This is a genomic window from Pseudomonas sp. TE12508 (assembly GCF_056279485.1).
The window spans coordinates 1-16,500 of the sequence record NZ_JBWCCN010000021.1 but is presented as its reverse complement, the minus strand read 5'-3'; the positions used below and the strand labels follow the sequence as shown (position 1 = coordinate 16,500).

The following is a 16,500-nucleotide window of genomic DNA, read 5'->3' as shown; positions in this document are numbered from 1 at the left end:
GGATCGTCATCAATGCAATCTACTTTCAGCAAAGGCGTCATATTTGCACTCTCCGCTGCGGCACTGAACGCAACGATCGGTGTACTCAGCAAAATACTCATGAGTAATGGTTTCACCGCTAGCAGTGTCGCTGTCATCAAGACCGTACTGGGTTGCGTGCTGCTCTCGATCTTATTGTTTTTCCTCAAGCGCCCGGCGGCGTCGACCAAATGGACTCAGGCGGCTATCTGCGCATTCCTTGGCATCTTTGTGCTGTTCCATTTCGAAACGTCCGCCTATCGACACTACGCTGCGGCAGGTGTGGTGGTGGTGCTGATGGCCAGTGCCTCAATTTCCTCGATCATTCTGGGGCGCATTTTCCTCAAGGATGCCATCACCGCGAACGCTACCGTTGGTGCCGCACTGGCTATCGCTGGGATCTCGGTGATCTTCGGCGGCGACCTGCAGCAGGGCTTTACCCTGCAAGGTGCTGCGCTCGCCTCCATGGCCGGCTCCGGCTATGGGGCCTTTTCGGTTGCCATGAAGCGTATGGGGGTGTCGGGGGGGCTGCACTTCACCCGACAATTGTTGTTCTTTGGCAGCCTGTACTTGCTGATGCCGGCTGCGGCCGATGGTTTCGCGATGGGCGAGCTGTCGCCTCTGGCGATCGCCGCGCTGCTGGCGCTGGCCACGCTGCCGACAATCCTGGGCTTCTTCTGCACCACCAAGGCCATCGAGTATCTCAAGCCATCCCAAGTGCAAGCGCTGGAACTGACCGAGCCACTGTTCGCCGCGCTGCTGGCGTTTGTGGCGCTCAACGAAGTACCGCGCGAAAGCCTGTACGCGGGAGCGGCACTGATCATCGTCGGCCTGTGTTTCTCCAATGAACTAATCCGCTTGGGCAGCAAAGCATCCGTCCCTTCGACCGAGTGAGCTATTTTCGGATCTGCTGTTTCTCAGCGCGTTGTTGCTCCTTGTCTTTCTGATGACCGTGTTCATGCGCGTTTCCAACAAGAGCGCCTCCGAAGTTGCCGGCACCATCAGTCATGAAGCGCGCTGACGGTTGATCGAGCTCGCGGCGCCTTCATTGGTGCCGCCAGTCAAAGCCAATGGCGAGCGGCGATGGCATTGCCGACGCGAATTGAGATTTCCCGCTCTATGCAAGTCACCGATCCAGGTTTGCCTGTGGTGCCGGTGAAAATCGCCTAATCGTTTCCTACACCTTACCGATCTGGTAGGGCTCTCAGTGACCTTCACTCATGGAGCAAAAGATGAATGCTATCGACCCGGTGGTAATCGATGAGTTGGCACCAAACGGCGTCCTGCGCGCTGCCATTAACTTTGGCAACCCTGTACTGGCCCAAAAAGGGCCGGATGGTATACCGCAAGGCGTGTCTGTTGCGCTGGCAAAAGCATTGGCTGAAGAGCTGGGCGTGCGCCTGGAAATGGTCACATTCGATGCCGCGGGCAAGGTCTTTGCGGCTCTGGAGCAGGGCGCATGGCGCATTGCTTTTCTTGCTATTGAACCGGTGCGAGAAGAGCAGATCGCGTTCAGCGAGCCTTACGTGATCATCGAAGGGACTTACCTGGTCGCCGTCGATTCCCCCTACCAAACAGTTGAGGATCTTGATCAGCCTGGACTGCGGCTGGCGGTCGGTAAAGGCGCAGCCTACGACCTTTTCCTCACTCGTACTTTGAAACATGCGCAGCTCGTACGTGCGCAAACCTCGGCCGGAGCCGTGGACTTGTATATTGAACAGGTTTTGGATGCGGCCGCGGGCGTTCGCCAACCCCTGGAGTCTGTTGCTGCGGACAATGCGAACTATCGTGTCATCGATGGTGCTTTTACCTCCATCCGGCAGGCCATGGCAGTACCACGTGGTCATGACGCAGGTGCGGCATATGTCCGGGATTTCGTTGAACGCAAGAAGGCTGAAGGTTTCGTTCGTTCGGCGTTGGACCAAAGCGGTCAGGCTGATGTGACCGTAGCTCCATCGGTGTGAAATAGCGCTTGCCGCTGATTAAACGTGGTAAATCGCGCGCAAGCGCTCACAGATATTGAGGTGGAGAAATGGCCAAGGCCGTGGATGTCGTTGTGCAATGCCTGGAGAACGAAGGTGTCGAGTACGTGTTCGGTATTCCCGGTGAAGAAAACTTGGATCTGCTGGAGTCGTTGCGCCGCTCCAGTATCAAGCTGGTATTGACGCGCCATGAGCAGTCCGCAGGTTTTATGGCGGCCACCTATGGCCGTCTGACGGGCAAGACCGGCGTCAGCCTGGCCACCCTGGGACCGGGGGCGACCAACCTGGTAACCGCGGGCGCGTACGCGTATCTGGGCGGCATGCCGATGCTGATGATCACCGGCCAGAAGCCGATCAAGAAGTCCAAGCAGGGCCGATTCCAGATTCTCGATGTGGTCGGCATGATGCAGCCGCTGACCAAGTACACAATTGCCAAAGCTGTTCTTGATCGTGCAGCTGCGTTTCGTATTCACCAAGCTGAAGCTTGAGGCGTTGCTGTTTAGCATTAAGGTCGACCACGCTGGCCCGGAGCGCCGTGCGATCGGCGAGCAGGCGTTCTATGCCATCCAGTACCCGTCGCAGTAACGAATCTTTCGCCGTTATCGATACCCCTTACCGTCGGGTTGTTCCAGCCTGTCGCCGAGCAGCTTCAGTTCCTTGCGGGTGCTATTTCTGAAAAACATCAAATACCTCTAATTTTGCTCACGAGGTTGCGGGGGGATGTTGCTCTTGACGCCCCGAGCATTACGGTCTTCGAATGCCCGGGGACAGTCTGACTTGGACTGGCGTACGTCGACTCAGGCGGCCTGGTACAGCCGGCGCTCGACCAGCGTGCTACCACGCAGGCGATGTGTTGCCTTGGCACCGGCCAGAACGGCCAGGTCCAACAGCGGTTCGAGGGTGACGACGGTCATGTAGGCACTGCCGAAGGTAAGAATTGACATTGCGTTTTCTGCTGTGAAGCCTTGCCCGTAGAAGGCCCAGAAGGCCCAGAAGGCAACCCAGGCGACAATGCCGGCCTGGAAGGCTGTCGACAGCCCCAGAGCTTGTCTATAGCTCAGTTCCACATACGGCGTGTTTGGCGCGATGATGCGTTTTGCCAGGGCGGCGACTGCGAACAGCGGTACCAGAAGGGTGGTGACGTTCATGCCGTATTGCGGCAGGTCAAATGGAGCGAAGAACAGACTCTGGATCAGCAGTCCCAGGGCGAGACCCGCTGCCGCAGGTGCGGTGCCGAGCAGCAGAAACAACGTTGACCCCAGAATGAGATGGACCTCGGAGACGCCGACTGGATGGTGCGGTAGTAGCTCGAAGAAGATGAATACCAGGGCCGTGGCAGTGACAGTGCGAGCGAGCAGCGAGAAGACACCACGCTCACCGATGGCTTGCGCAGCGAGTTTGAGGGTGTAGGCGCCGACACCTGCGGCAGTGACATAGCTCAGCCAGATTTTTCCAGCTTCCACCAGATTAGGTTCGATATGCATGACGATTGCTCCTTGGCCGCTTCCGACCTCGAAAGTAAAAAATAGGACGGCTCCGTCCTCAGCTTGTGGCACGGCTGATCGCTACCGGCTCGTGCCGCGGCAGGTGTTCGTGCCCGTTTCCATGGGCCGGTGGGCAACTCGCGTTGAGCAGCGTTACCGGTTGTCCATGGGGGGTATTCAAGTAAGCTTGCTGCCATTCCTCGCTGCGCTGGGTGATGTCTTCCATACCCGCTAAACCGAGTGTGGTGACCATTCTTTCCATGGCTGCGATCCATTGCCGGTAGTAAGTGTCGTTGACGCTTTCTCCGGGTTGCGTTGGGCTCGCCTTGATCTCGTCGCTGAATACCTGCACCCAGTCCTTCCAGGGAAATAGACCGATTTGGTGCAGGTGTACCAGCAGGGAAAAAGCCTGGGCCTGCCAAGGTTTGTCGAACACCGGGCCTTCATCGTCGAGAGACAGACCGGCTATTGGGGGGATGTGACGCATGCTGGCGCTCATACGGCCTCCAGATAGTTGTCCCAAAGATCAATGCAAACACTGTCCGGTCGCGCCACTCCCCACAGTTCTGTAGCACTGAAGCGAACGGCATAGACCTGTTGGGGTTGTTCGCCTAGACCGTGGGCCATCGTGTCTGGGGTGGCAAACGCGCCGTGTGCAATCTCGATGGTCCCGACCTTGCCGCGCGCGTAGCGCGGCAGTCGGGTGTGGGTGGTTGGATTGAGGTTCTTCGTCCGTACCCGGTCACCGACCCGGAAGCGGCCGCCGACAGGTTCCTTTGCCCGTGAAGTGGCGCCTCCGAGGATCACCGCCTCGACGATATCCGGTGTGAGCACCGTTGGGGGCTGTGCCGGTGAGGTTGGCTTGACCGTGCCCTGCAGTTCGGCAGCGCTGATCACGCCTTTTTCCTGCAGCAGGGTCTCGAAGGCGTGAAGCCAGTGTTCGTAGTAACTCGACTGCAAGTATTCAGCCGGATCCATGCGTTCAATGGAGTGTCGGAACTCGTCGACATTGAAGTGTCCGCCGACGAAGAGCGAGGCGAACAGCGGAAAGATCCTGCGCTCCCAGTCGTGATGGAAGACGGGTTCATTTTCTTCGGTGAGCACTGGGCCGAAACCGTGCATACCGCCTAAGTCGTGTACACCGTTCATGGTTTTCTCCTTCTCGGGGTCAGGCTTCGTCGCCCGGCGTCTTGGGCAGGCCAGTGCCGATCATGGCGTCACGAGTCACCAGATCGACCAGTCGTTCCTCGCTCCAGCCTTCAGTGCCAGCCGGACGTTCCGGCAGTACCAGGTAGCGCAACTCAGCACTGCTGTCCCAGACGCGAACTTCCTTTTCATTGGGAATAATCAAACCAAATTCGGCCAGCACGCTGCGGGGATCGATGACTATCCGTGACCGATAGGGCGCGGATTTGTACCAGGCTGGGGGCAGGCCCAGGGTCGGCCAGGGGTAGCAGGAGCACAGGGTGCAGACCGTCACGTTGTGCACGGTCGCGGTGTTCTCCACCACCACCATGTCTTCGCCCTGCACGCCGGAAAAACCCAGTTCGGCAATGGCCGCAGTGGCATCTTCCAGCAGCCGATGTTTGTAATCGGGATCGAACCAAGCCTTGGCGACCACCTGAGCGCCGTTGCGTGGGCCGACCTTGTGCTGGTAAGTGTCCACCAGAGCATCCATGGCGGTTGGGTCGACCAAGCCCTTTTCTATTAACAGGGATTCGAGTGCCTTGACACGCAAGGCGATGGCCTCGGGGGGCTCGGTGTGGTCGTGATGGTGATGATGTTCGTGGGTATGGCTCATGTATTGGCTCCTCTGAAGTTGATACTCACTTTCAGTGCGACTTGCCGGTGTTTGCTCGCCAATGCGATGCGCGGGTTTACAACGTCCGCCAATCGACAGAGGCCTCGAATGCGGCTGCAGCTTGATAGAGGGTGCCTTCGGCATAATGTCTTCCAACAAACATCAGCCCCACGGGCAGTCCGTCCACCAGGCCACAAGGGATCGACATGGCTGGGTGCCCGGTAATGTCCTGAGCGGCCGTATTGCCAAGCATCTCCAACGCACGCGTGACGGTCTCGGTGATTGAAGAACCCGGTTCAGGGAGCAGCTGAGCGGTGATTGGCACAGTCGGCATGACGAGCAGGTCATAGGTGTTCAACGCCCTGTCATAGGCGGCTCGGGCAAAGCGCGCAATGTTCTGGGCCTTGGCGTAGTAGCGGCCGTTGTAGCGCTCCAGACCGAACTGGCCCACGAACATGCAAAGCTTGAGTGACGGCGACAATGCGTTTGCCTGATCGCGCCAACCGGCCTGTTTGTCCAGCAGGCCCACGTCGTAAAGCCCCTTCCAGTTAAAACCCGCTCCATTACCATGCATCATTTGCATGGTCAGGCCTTCACAGCCGATAGGGCTCCATAACGATCCCGCCAGGTTGTGTTCGGGAACCGATACCTCCTCGACCCGCGCGCCCAAAGCCTCAAGCTGGGCGATAGCGCTGCGTACCTTTTCTGCGATACGTGGATCCTGGTTAGCGAGTTGGAAGCCTTCCTGGAGAACCCCGATCCGGAGTCCGATCACGCCTCGTTCCAGATAATCGCAATAGACATCGACCTTTGGGGCGGTCTGGCGAGGGTCGAGCCCGTCGGCTCCGGCCATCACTTCGAGCATGAGAGCGTTATCGAGTACGTTGCTCGTCATGGGGCCGACATGGTCGAAAGTGGACTCGATCGCCATGACCCCGGTATAGGGCACCAAACCGAAGGTGGGCTTCATTCCATAAATGCCGCACCATGCGGCAGGAATGCGGATGGAACCGCCTTGGTCTCCACCGATAGCCAGGTCGACCGCGCCCGTCGCCACAAGCGCCGCGCTGCCCGAAGACGAACCGCCCGTCGTGAAACCATGGCGAAAAGGGTTGTGCACAGGCGCTGGGTCTGAGGTATGGCTACCACCGGAGAGGCAGTAATGTTCACAGGTGGCTTTGCCGAGGATCGTTGCTCCAGCGTCGAGCAAACGCGTCACCACGGTGGCATCAAACGACGGTACGAAACCTTCCAGTGGTGCGGCACCGTTCATCATTGGGACACCGGCCAGAGAGATGTTGTCTTTGAGCGCGACCGTCTTGCCAGCAAGCTTGCCCGAACTGGCGCCCATCACCTCAGTTCTGTAATACCAAGCGTTTAGCGGATTATCCGTGCTTGAAGGGCGGTAACCAGAACTGCGCTCGTAGCGCACTGAAGGGATGAAATCTGGCAACTCGTCGACTAGATCGTAGGCATCAAAACTGGATTGCATAAGCGCCAGGTATTCGCTGGCTTGCTCGGGGGTCAGCTGTATGTGCAGGCGGCTGGCGAGATCTTGCACTTGTTCGAGAGTCGGGCGGATGATGGCCATGGGGTGTCCTGTTTCCTGTGCCAACCCGCAGGGTTGGCAATGTCTGTTCAAACGTCATCTCGGGGATGCCCGGGCACGGTGCGCACTATTGGCGAAGTCGCGGCCGGGACTGGTATCAAGCTATCTCCGCAAATTGAGCGGTGCTTGGTTGAGGAGGACATTCGCTTGGTTGAGCGGGACGCGGGGGCCCGTGTTTTTATAGCCACACCACGGTAGCCGGCGGCTGCCAGAGCGAGCTCTTGGCAGCATGAAGGGCACCCCATGGATACGCCCCATTGGTGTGGCTCAGGTTTTTGATGAGCGTGTTAGTTTTCGGATTCGGGCGTGGTCTGTTTCTGAGATGACTTCCCGGGTTTCGGCCAGACAACCCCAACGCTCTTCATTCCTTTGGCCGGGTCCATTTCCGGGTGCGCGAGTACGACGTCCCGATAGGAAGGGCTCCCAATCACCGCCGGTTTGAACTTGATGAGGAAGTCATTGACCTCCTTGCGCAGAGCCGGGGCCAGACCGTAGTCGTCGTAGCACTCCTCGAGACAATCGAGCACCGCCTGCCAGTGCACCTCGGTCAGACCCATCCCGCGATGCGCGGTGACCATGTCTCTGCCCCTGTATTTGGCGCTTCCACCCCAGTGCTCGGAAAGGAAATCGACAAAATTGATGTGTTCCTTTTGGAACGTCGATTCCGACATATGGGCCCAGATGTGCCCGATGGCGGGGTGTCCCATTGTTTTTCTCAACACTGCGCCTGCGAACTGATAAATAGCGTCATAGCCGCCAAGACGGGTATAGAGGGAGGGTTGTTGTTCCATGGTTGGTTGCTGGTCGGTCATTGTCGGGTTACTCCGTTTCGGATTAGGGGCATCTCATTAGCCAACTGTCGCGTTGGCCCGATTGATACGGGATGCGAAGTCGTGCGATGGAGCCAGGTTGACTTCGTCGTTGGGCATACGCTTGATTGATTAGGACAACGGGGGGGAGCGACGGGCGGGTCTAGAAAACCCTTACGTAGCGCAGGTTCATGCGAAAGTTCTCTTTGGGGCCGTTCTCCACCGCAAGGTCGCGTCCAAGTTGCACCTGGATTTGGTCCTTGGCGGTGAAAAACTTTCTGGCCGTGACGCGCACGTTGGTGGTTTCCATCTTGTCGTCCTGATTGACACCATCGACCTGGTTTTCCCCGCCCCAACTGTGGCCGAAGCCGATAGCGAGCGCCGTTGTCTCGTCGGGCATGTAGCGCCCCATTAACTGGGCACCGTAGGAAACGCCCTGCTCCCGGCGGGCTGAGCTGGCGCCGAAGTCGTTGTTGTCTCCGTACCAGATGGCGTCACCGACGAGGTCGATGGCCCACTTCTCCGTGAAGTGCTTGACGTAAGCGGCCTGGAGATCAAACTTCCAACGGTTCTCGCCAAGGTTGAGCGCGTCGTCTTTGTCATAGTTGCCAGTAGGCACGTACAGGTAAGCGGTCGCACCGAGGGTGTCGTTGGCGTCATTGAGACGATACTTGAGCGGCGCAGTGAGAATGAGGTCGCCGATGCCGCTGGCGTCCCCTAAACCAGAAGCGTCACCACCGCCTGAGACATGACCGAAGGGCAATAGGAATTGCGGCTCGATGGTGAGTCGCTCGCTCAACTGGTAGACGTGTAGCAGACGCAGAATGCCGACATCGGAAGTCAGGTTGAAATCGGAACTGGTCTTGTGCCCCTGGGAGTAGGCATTGTCCGTCGTGGAGTGCTGGTAGTAGAGCACGCCGATGGTCGCTCCAACGGGGAGCGGCTCGTAATCGCCAGGATCCACCTCGAGAGCGTGGGAGGAAAGGCTGGGGAGGAGGGCTGCAAGCGACAGGTAGCGGAACCGTTTCATGATCGAAGATCCTTTTTTGGGCAAAAAGAGCCCCGCTATCGCCAGTCAGGCAACGCGCAGGGCTAAAAGTGGAGTCAGCGATGGAGTCAGGTGGGCGACACTTGCGCGTCGCGCATCATCCCGGTCTGTGGATGGCAGTTGATGTACTCGAACAGTTGCTGGCTACCATCCGCTACCGAGACCTCGTGATACAGCCGCAGCTTCGAAAGCCCTCCGATCACGCGGAAGAACGTGGTGAAAATGCGTAAGTGAGTGGGATGGGATTCTGCCCAGCGTTCCAGCTTGTCGAGCGATCGCCAGTGACCGATGTCATAGGCGATGTCGAGGAGATTGCCATCAAGGTCGATATTGCGTACGAAGCGGTTGCTATAGCAGCCCAGCGCCTGCCCCTCGTCACGCAGGAAGTTCATGCCGTCTTGCAGTGGCGGCAGCATCTCGTTGAAATAGAGCGCGCGCTCTTCCTCGCCGGCCTCAACCCAGTCTTGTCCAGAGCGGATCAGCGTCAGGTTGTCGTGGCCGCGTACCACGACCCTGCCGCCTTTGGCGGGATCGCCTGAAATGACTTGTAGTTCGCTGGTCGGCTGCATCCAGTCGGTCTGGGAGATAGCAAAGCGGTCGCGCGCCGAGCCCCAGTAGCCGTGCTCCTCAATCTCGCCGCTGATGCCGTCCATGACAGCACCGACACCTGGCAAATCCTCCTTGAATGCATACAGCGTCTCGAACTGATCGGCGCGCGGTGCGATGACCTCGCGGAAATACCCCAGCCCCTCGTTCAGGCGTGCCTCGTCACCCCACCAGTCGGCTACAGGCGCTGAAAGTAACCATCGGTGATAGGCGGCGGGATCACGCCAGTAGCCCACGGCGATGAAGTTTCCATAACCCTGATTGTCGAGGTGATAGGTCAGGTCGTGATTCCCAGGGCCATCGGCGAGGGCAAAGCTGGCGTCAATGTAGCGCATGGCCTGCAGGGCGGCGGCGCGTTGTTCGTCGCGAAATTGCACCCCGAGGTAGGCCATCACAACTTGCTTCACGTTTTCGTCAGCTCGCCCTACAAACATCGGGAAAGGTGGCTTGTAATCGTCGTGAACACGACGCGACAAAGTCCGGGGACATTTGAGATGTTTATCGATTGCAGATTCCATGGGGGCTCCTTTAATTCCGTCTCAAACGGACGGTTCGCTGTTCTACATCCCAGTGGATGTTGGTGTTTTGCGGTTGGGACTACTCCATCGGCGTTGCAGCGCCAGGGTTCCGAGTTGCAGTAGGTAAGTGGCAAACTCTTCGGGTGCCATGTCCCATCTCTGTAAAAACCAGGATGAATCGGACAGTCGCTGCTGTTCTCGTAGTTGCATGAGACACCTCGTCATTCGTGTATGTAGGGACACGGCATGGAGTGAAAATTATCGAGGGGAGAAGAAATGCGCTTGGCTCGAATGGACAACCGTTTGGTTAAAAAGGACAGGTAGAAATGGCCGGCAGATCAGTGCGCAGCAATGGTGCGGGGCTTGTGAAATAAGGGGCGAGGCGCCCTGGGAAGTTGCAAGGGGAGTGTTTAGGAGGATCTACCGACCTACACGCCAGCCGAGTGTTCAGGTGGCTATCTTGTAGTGCGTCTAACAGCTGGAATGAGGCCATGAGGGTGGCCTGCTATTTGCTTGGCTCGCAAAAACGTTACCACGCTTTTTTGTTAAATCGCTGCCGGTAGGTGAATGCAATGAGCCAGACATGTCACTATTCGACCCTTGCCGTTACGGCACCACTCCGGTTTGATTACTGGAAAGATGTGGTTTGTCATCATTGCCTGGACGCCGACAGCAAACTGCTGGCGCAGAGCGATTTCGACGGGGTTCTGGAGGTGCATAGCATGGGGGTATTGGACATTTGCACGTTGTCCGCACCCTTGCACTATTGGGAGCGTTCCGCCCAGCACCTACGCAGTGATCCTAATGACGATTTGTGGTTGGGCTTTACCAGGAGCGGTTATGGCGAACTGGAACAGGCTGATCGACGGACGAAGCTCACCGCGGACGATCTGTTTCTTTATGACGCATCCCAGCCGTTCAGATTCAGCTTCGGTGGTACCGACAACCTTGTCCGCATTCCGCGACAACTGCTCAGTCAGCGGTTGCCCGGCATAGCAGATTGCACCGCTGTGGTTCTGGATGATCGTCGCCCAGGGGTGATTCCGTTACGCGAGATGTTACGCCAAGCCGCGGGTATGCCTTCAGGCTTCCATAACACAGGAATATCCAGTCGTTACTCCAGCACCTTGCTCGACCTTCTGGTCGTCAGTCTGGAACTTCAGGATTTAAAGCAGACTCATGACGAGTTGGACCTGTATGGCCGGATCATGAATTACATCTACCAGTATTTGACCGAGGCGGACCTGTCGCTCGAACGCATTGCTCAAGCTCACCATGTCTCCACGCGTACTGTGACGCGCGCTTTCGCCCGTCATCAGAAATCGCCGGTCGCGGAAATTTGGAAGGCGCGATTGCTCGCGAGCCGCGACGCTATTGAGCGTGGTCAAGTCCGCAGTATTTCTCAGGCGGCGCTGGATTTCGGTTTCTCCGACTTCTCTCATTTCAGCCACGCTTTTCGCAAGGCCTTTGGCGTTGCTCCCCATACTCTCCTGCGACGAGAGTGAAATGGGCGGTCTTTATCGCTTCTGAAGCAAAAGACATTCGATGTGCATCATTTGAGAGGAGTGTGCAGCGGCTGCCTTTGCCGTAGCGCAGAGCCAGCGATGATAATTGCTTCCGATGTCATTGCACGCGCAGCTGCATGACAAACCAACTGGAACATTTCAACACGGCTCGTGAGTCACTCCCTCCTCAAGTACATATCTCAGTTTTTGAGAAACTCCGTTATCAACGCCGATCAGCCGAAAAGCTTCTTTAAGGACAAGCGCATCAGCTCCACCAAAGGCTCGACCTCCGAATAGTCGACCCCGCATTGCCGGGGCCACCCACGTGACCTTCCAAGACACCGGCTCGGCCTACATGGCCCTCCAACAGAAAAAGGTGATAGGACTGGCACACCCAGGTGACCCCGCAGGGTCGAGCTCTCATAATCTCGATGAAATAGCCCTCGCTCCTGCAAAATGGGAACTACTCCATCAACGAAAGCGTCAGTCCCGTATTCATAAACGTCGGGGAAATCCAAAGTCCGTCGGCGGCACCGGTTTCGAACCCTTCCTGCATATGATCTGCGGCTTCGACCGGTGGGCAGTAGATACGGCTGATGCAGTTTTAAACTGCAAGCGAGTAGCTCCAGGCCATGGTCGAGTATTCCGCCAAAATACGCGTGGTGGTGGGCCTCGCTAGCCGGGAGTTGCTGGACTTATTCGGCGTAGTGATGAAGCGTATTTAAGTGGGGCTGGATGAACTGTGCATGGAAGAGGGCGGTGTACCCGGTTCGGCTCATCACAGTTCTCTTTGCCAAAGAGTTTTAATGACATCAGATGGGAGCGTTCTGCAAATGAGATGGTATGGCTGGCTTTGTTCCATCGCACACCCGAGACAGAAAATCGTTTAGCCAACGCCATCATGCTTTCATGCGCAGGCAGTTGCACGATGTCGCCGTAACAGGCCCCAGCTTGCATAAGTGCAATTTTCCATGCCTCAGGTTCTGACATGTAACAACGCGCTACGCGGAGTACCTCTTTGTGTCCTGAACGGATGAAATGGATCTCGTGCTTTCGAGCAGGCGCGACGCAACCTCCTGCGCCCGGCTGGTCGAGTAGTCAAACAAGATAACGGGCTGATTCGGCGGCCCGCCGGTTTGCACCCACATCCAGGATTGGCTGGTCGGCTCTCGCCCCGGTTCTTTCATCACCTGGACCCGCGTTTCGTCACAGTGGATGACGCGACTTTCCAGCAGTCGATCCCGCATCAAGTTGAGCAAGGGTTGCAGATGTTCGCCGCACTGGATCACCCAGCGCGCCAGCGGTAGCGCGAGGTCTATCGAGGGGGAACACGACAGGAGTGACGGCAAGCCCGACTATGGTAAAGAGGGTAGCAGGACACCACCTATTTGCCACTAGTCTGTCCACCGACTGCTTGTGGCCGATTTCTGCCTGTCGTGAGGGGCGGCAATCGACCCTATGGGGACATTGACACTGAGCGGCGGCGCTTGCCTATGCCCACGAACCAGAAAACCATAACGCCCAATGCTGTGGCGCAATGCCGACGTTTTCAGAGACTTCGAGATGATGGTCAGGGCAGAGGTTGGAGGCTGGTTTTGATGGTAGTAACCACACGGTTACGGCCTTCGTGTTTAGCGTGATATAGGCGTTGATCGGCTGCACGTAGAATTGCCTCGATGGTGTCGCCGTCGCGGCCAAATTGCGATACGCCGATGCTCACTGTGACCACGGTTAACCGCTGCAGGCCATGAAAAGAATTATTTGCAACGGTGCTTCGCAGACGCTCAGCGATTTCGTGCGCTCCTTCAAGTGAAGTCTGAGGTAGCAGTATCATGAATTCTTCTCCGCCTACTCGAGCTACGCCGTCATACGGTCGGATGGAATCGAGGCATTTCTCCACGAAACTCTTCAGGATGTCATCGCCAATCTGATGCCCGAAGCGATCGTTGATGGACTTGAAATTATCCAGATCGAGTGCCAACACGGAGAACGGCTCACCGCCGCGCGCGGTCCGGCCAATTTCGTCTTCGACCCGCTCCATGAACCGACGCCGATTATCAGCGCCAGTCAGTGGATCGGTCGCCGCAAGGTGGCCGAGTTCTTGATTGGTGCGCTGGAGCTCCTGCAGGGCGCTCTCGGTATACGCCATCGCTTCGGCAAGACGTACCATCAACTCCTCTTGGCTGTAAATCTTCGAGAACGACCGCGTGGTGAGGAACGCTTGCACTACCCCATAGCTCAACATGAAGAATCCACCTGCGAAGATCGCATGAGCGAGCCACCACATGTGGTTCCACGGACGTGCAAGGATGAAGGCAAGAGATGACAGCGCGAACGCAGTGACCGAGATGACAAAAATCATCATCAGCGGCGAACGGATACGGCGCAGCAGGAGCATTGTCACGGTCAACATGGAAAGAACGAGGGCACCACCTTCCATCGAGAGTCGCACCGCGAGGTTGCCGGCGATCGGTGAATTTGCGACGTACGCCACTGCCACGTCAACCAGCAGGAACAGTCCTATCCAGGTCAGCCACGGGCGGGACTTCATTCGTTGGTCCGCAGCATCAGGTGGGCGGTGGTACGACAGCATTCCGACTAACAGCAGAGTCGCCATGACCAGTCGAGAGGCTGGACCATAAAGCAGGAAGAGCCAGATATTGTGGTGTGCGAGCCCGGTGAACACACCATGCAACGCGTAGATCAGCACAAAACCGAGAAAGCCAAGCGTCATCCAGCGCAGCAGCGGGTCTCCCGATGACTGATAGCAGCGCCACGTTACGTACGTCACAAACAATCCTTCCAAGGTGGCTGCCGTGATCGCAATGATATGGAACAGGTGGTTCTCGAATATAAGGGTGGGGTCTTGAAAGACGTATAAGTAGCCAATCAAAAAGGCCGGAACAAACGCAAATCCGACGAGCAGCAAGTAGGCGTAAACCTTGACCATGACGCGAACGGCTTCAGGTGGTTCGCCGCTGGCGATGAGATTGCTCATGGTTCCCTCCAAGTTCAAATCCATTTAGCCAACACCGGTCCGGTGTTGGCTCCAAAGCCACCTACCTGCCAACGGTCCCTCGCATCATTACGCAGATATGGGATGGAACCGATCCATGGCATTTCAATCTTAGACTCCCTACCAATTTCTGCTGCAGAAGCAGGTAAAAATGTTCACGCGAGCGCAACAAGCTAATAACGAATGTCTCGTTATTCTCATCGGCTAAGGGTTAGCTGTCCTTTCTCAAAATCAGGTGGACACCATGGCTGGACTAGCGGAGTTAGCTAGATGACTTTGCCGGACGCATACAGGTAATTGCCCCAGTCTCGCTAGACATAGGAAGATGTCTGATGGGGCAGCTTTGGGTTGTGGATTTCGGTCAGTCGTGAGAGGCAGGAATTGGCCGATTCTGTTGAAAAAGTCGGTCTGCCCAAACTGCCTGATCATTGACTGGTGAAAACGCCTTTTTCGCACGCGGCTACGTGAAATCCGAGTCCGGAAGCCTCTGCCAAAAGTAAAGATTTCAATCTCGGACGCGTACTTTTTGGATGCGCAAACCATGGCCGACTTTTTCAACACAATCGGCCAGAAGCAGACAAAAAGTTAGAAATGAATCTATCCTTTTTTGTCATTTTTTTCTGCTACATGCATGTCGGAGTTGCCATGAGGAAAATTCATGCTGTCAGTTTCGCGCTGTTTCTTGTTTTATGTGGAGTGAGGGTGGCCAGCGCTGAATCAACATTCTCCTTTGAGTCAGCGGAAACGCTCGATGACATGTCATCTCTGATCAGATCGAAAACACCACTGGGATCTTCTCGCGAGAATGTCCGAAAAATTTTCGTAGAAGAGGGGCGCGCAACGCTAAAGCTCAAAAAGGATGACTCTAGTGTCGAGAAATATATATACGATATTGATTTATGCCATTACTACATTTGGCGGTGGAATATCTCGTTCGATTACGACGGCAGTGATCAATTGCGCCAAGCATATGTAAATGGAAATACTGTTTTCCCGCACGGTAATCCAAAGAAGGTCATTCCGAAGTTTGCGGAAGAAGGAAAAAAGGCGTCGATATATCGGATGCAACGCCCTAGGGCCGAAGCATACAAGGGCGAGAGTTCGCTGGTATTTTTGCTCTTCTATCGCGACAGCGACCCCAGCACCACTGATGATCAAGTCCTTATTGGCGCCGGTCCTAGCCGAGCCGATCCAATTAATATGGGCAAACTGATCACCTATACAGACGTCGAGCCCAGGCGCTCTATTTTCGACTTCGATGCCGCTGACCGAATCGTGCCTTATCAAGGTAATTGCAATACGTCCAGGTAGCCTGGATATCCGGATGGTGGAAAATCGCCAGTACCTTCCGCCAACGACAACTTTGGGTTGTGGATTTCGGTCAGTCGCGATAGACAGCAATCGGCCGATTCTGTTGAAAAAGTCGATCCCTCAAGACTGCCTGCATACGGACTGCTGAAAACGCCTTTATTGCGCGCAGCTACGCGAAATCTGAGCCCGGAGTCCTGTGCTCAAGGCAAAGATTTCAATCTCAAGCACGTACTTTTCAGCCGTGGAAACCATGATCGACTTTTTCAACAGAATCGGCCAAAAACAGCCTCTTTGGCGCGCCCGAGCGCGGCCGAAAACAGTCAGTTCAATCAAGAATGGGACGAAGGAAACTGCGCTCGTAGCTCAGGATGAATTTTTGCTCGGTAGCCTGCGTCACCAATTGAACGCACTCAGGATCTACTCCGGCCTCCCTACGGTACTGCTCATAATCTGCGAGGCTGGAAAAGCTGAATAGACAGTAAGCGATGTTGTTGGCGCCTTCGGCTGGTAGAAAGTAGCCGTGGTGGTTCCCTCCCATACGGTTCACCACACGAATCCAATGGCGAGAATAGCTTTCGAAAGCCGGGATCTGGTAGGGATCGATTACATACCTGACGTGGCAAGTGATCACTGGATCATTCCTTTGAAAATGGGGGAAACCGCTATTCTACACATGCCATAAGCTGAGTCGTCGATGGCAGCTTCACGCCCTGAGGAAGTCAGTCAACCTAAATCGAGGTTCTTCAGGAGCGGTGAACCGCGCTTCCTCAAGGCATTCAAATAGGTGGTTTCA

Annotated in this window: 14 protein-coding genes and 4 pseudogenes; 6 read left to right on the top strand and 12 right to left on the bottom strand. The window is 56.3% G+C overall.

Annotation, left to right across the window (positions count from 1 at the left end):
* Positions 1–12 precede the first annotated feature (12 nt).
* From ACZ9IM_RS25645 to ACZ9IM_RS25635, 3 genes and pseudogenes are all read left to right on the top strand, one after another.
* Positions 13–912 (top strand): DMT family transporter, encoded by a 900-nt coding sequence (locus tag ACZ9IM_RS25645; RefSeq protein WP_008075485.1) that lies wholly within the window; start codon positions 13–15, stop codon positions 910–912.
* A gap of 338 nt (positions 913–1,250) precedes the next feature.
* On the top strand, positions 1,251–1,982 hold the full coding sequence (locus ACZ9IM_RS25640) for an ABC transporter substrate-binding protein (protein WP_476225303.1): 732 nt from the start codon (positions 1,251–1,253) through the stop codon (positions 1,980–1,982).
* 68 nt (positions 1,983–2,050) lie between these two features.
* Positions 2,051–2,482, top strand: a pseudogene (locus ACZ9IM_RS25635) (thiamine pyrophosphate-binding protein); the annotation flags it as partial.
* A gap of 315 nt (positions 2,483–2,797) precedes the next feature.
* Here ACZ9IM_RS25635 and ACZ9IM_RS25630 read toward each other — a convergent pair.
* The 8 genes from ACZ9IM_RS25630 to oxdA form a co-directional block, all read right to left on the bottom strand.
* Positions 2,798–3,484, bottom strand: a complete 687-nt coding sequence (locus tag ACZ9IM_RS25630) for an energy-coupling factor ABC transporter permease (RefSeq protein WP_476225302.1) — start codon at positions 3,482–3,484, stop codon at positions 2,798–2,800.
* Positions 3,485–3,542: 58 nt separating this feature from the next.
* Positions 3,543–3,983, bottom strand: coding sequence for a nitrile hydratase accessory protein (locus tag ACZ9IM_RS25625; RefSeq protein ID WP_476225301.1), 441 nt, complete (start codon positions 3,981–3,983; stop codon positions 3,543–3,545).
* Positions 3,980–4,633 carry a nitrile hydratase subunit beta gene (gene nthB / locus ACZ9IM_RS25620; protein WP_427624725.1) on the bottom strand — a complete coding sequence of 218 codons (654 nt, stop codon included), beginning with the start codon at positions 4,631–4,633 and terminating at the stop codon, positions 3,980–3,982. The genes ACZ9IM_RS25625 and nthB overlap by 4 nt, the downstream gene beginning before the upstream one ends.
* 19 nt (positions 4,634–4,652) lie before the next feature.
* A complete protein-coding gene (nthA, locus tag ACZ9IM_RS25615; RefSeq protein ID WP_427624724.1) occupies positions 4,653–5,285 on the bottom strand; it encodes a nitrile hydratase subunit alpha in 633 nt (210 codons plus the stop codon).
* A gap of 76 nt (positions 5,286–5,361) precedes the next feature.
* Positions 5,362–6,876, bottom strand: coding sequence for an amidase (locus ACZ9IM_RS25610; protein WP_476225300.1), 1,515 nt, complete (start codon positions 6,874–6,876; stop codon positions 5,362–5,364).
* A gap of 305 nt (positions 6,877–7,181) precedes the next feature.
* On the bottom strand, positions 7,182–7,706 hold the full coding sequence (locus ACZ9IM_RS25605) for a group I truncated hemoglobin (RefSeq protein ID WP_476225299.1): 525 nt from the start codon (positions 7,704–7,706) through the stop codon (positions 7,182–7,184).
* A 160-nt stretch (positions 7,707–7,866) separates the two neighbouring features.
* Positions 7,867–8,733, bottom strand: a complete 867-nt coding sequence (locus ACZ9IM_RS25600; protein ID WP_476225298.1) for a transporter — start codon at positions 8,731–8,733, stop codon at positions 7,867–7,869.
* An 86-nt stretch (positions 8,734–8,819) separates the two neighbouring features.
* On the bottom strand, positions 8,820–9,875 hold the full coding sequence (gene oxdA, locus ACZ9IM_RS25595; protein WP_476225297.1) for an aliphatic aldoxime dehydratase: 1,056 nt from the start codon (positions 9,873–9,875) through the stop codon (positions 8,820–8,822).
* A gap of 572 nt (positions 9,876–10,447) precedes the next feature.
* On the opposite strand from oxdA, the gene ACZ9IM_RS25590 reads away from it, so the two are divergent.
* Entirely contained in the window at positions 10,448–11,380 is a 933-nt protein-coding gene (locus ACZ9IM_RS25590; protein WP_476225296.1) for an AraC-like ligand-binding domain-containing protein, read from the top strand.
* A gap of 225 nt (positions 11,381–11,605) precedes the next feature.
* Positions 11,606–11,768, top strand: a pseudogene (locus ACZ9IM_RS25585) (ABC transporter); the annotation flags it as partial.
* Positions 11,769–11,925: 157 nt separating this feature from the next.
* Here the strand turns inward: ACZ9IM_RS25585 and ACZ9IM_RS25580 are convergent.
* The 3 genes and pseudogenes from ACZ9IM_RS25580 to ACZ9IM_RS25570 form a co-directional block, all read right to left on the bottom strand.
* Positions 11,926–12,144 (bottom strand): annotated as a pseudogene (locus ACZ9IM_RS25580) (TraI domain-containing protein); the annotation flags it as partial.
* Positions 12,145–12,384: 240 nt separating this feature from the next.
* Positions 12,385–12,681: pseudogene (locus ACZ9IM_RS25575) on the bottom strand (IS66 family transposase); the annotation flags it as partial.
* 269 nt (positions 12,682–12,950) lie between these two features.
* Complete coding sequence (locus ACZ9IM_RS25570) at positions 12,951–14,378, bottom strand: GGDEF domain-containing protein (protein ID WP_476225295.1); 1,428 nt, start codon at positions 14,376–14,378, stop codon at positions 12,951–12,953.
* 609 nt (positions 14,379–14,987) lie between these two features.
* Between ACZ9IM_RS25570 and ACZ9IM_RS25565 the strand changes: the two genes are divergently transcribed.
* Entirely contained in the window at positions 14,988–15,707 is a 720-nt protein-coding gene (locus ACZ9IM_RS25565) for a hypothetical protein (RefSeq protein ID WP_476225294.1), read from the top strand.
* Positions 15,708–16,032: 325 nt separating this feature from the next.
* On the opposite strand, the gene ACZ9IM_RS25560 is transcribed toward ACZ9IM_RS25565, so the two are convergent.
* Positions 16,033–16,338, bottom strand: a complete 306-nt coding sequence (locus ACZ9IM_RS25560) for an NIPSNAP family protein (protein ID WP_086946195.1) — start codon at positions 16,336–16,338, stop codon at positions 16,033–16,035.
* Positions 16,339–16,500: the final 162 nt, after the last annotated feature.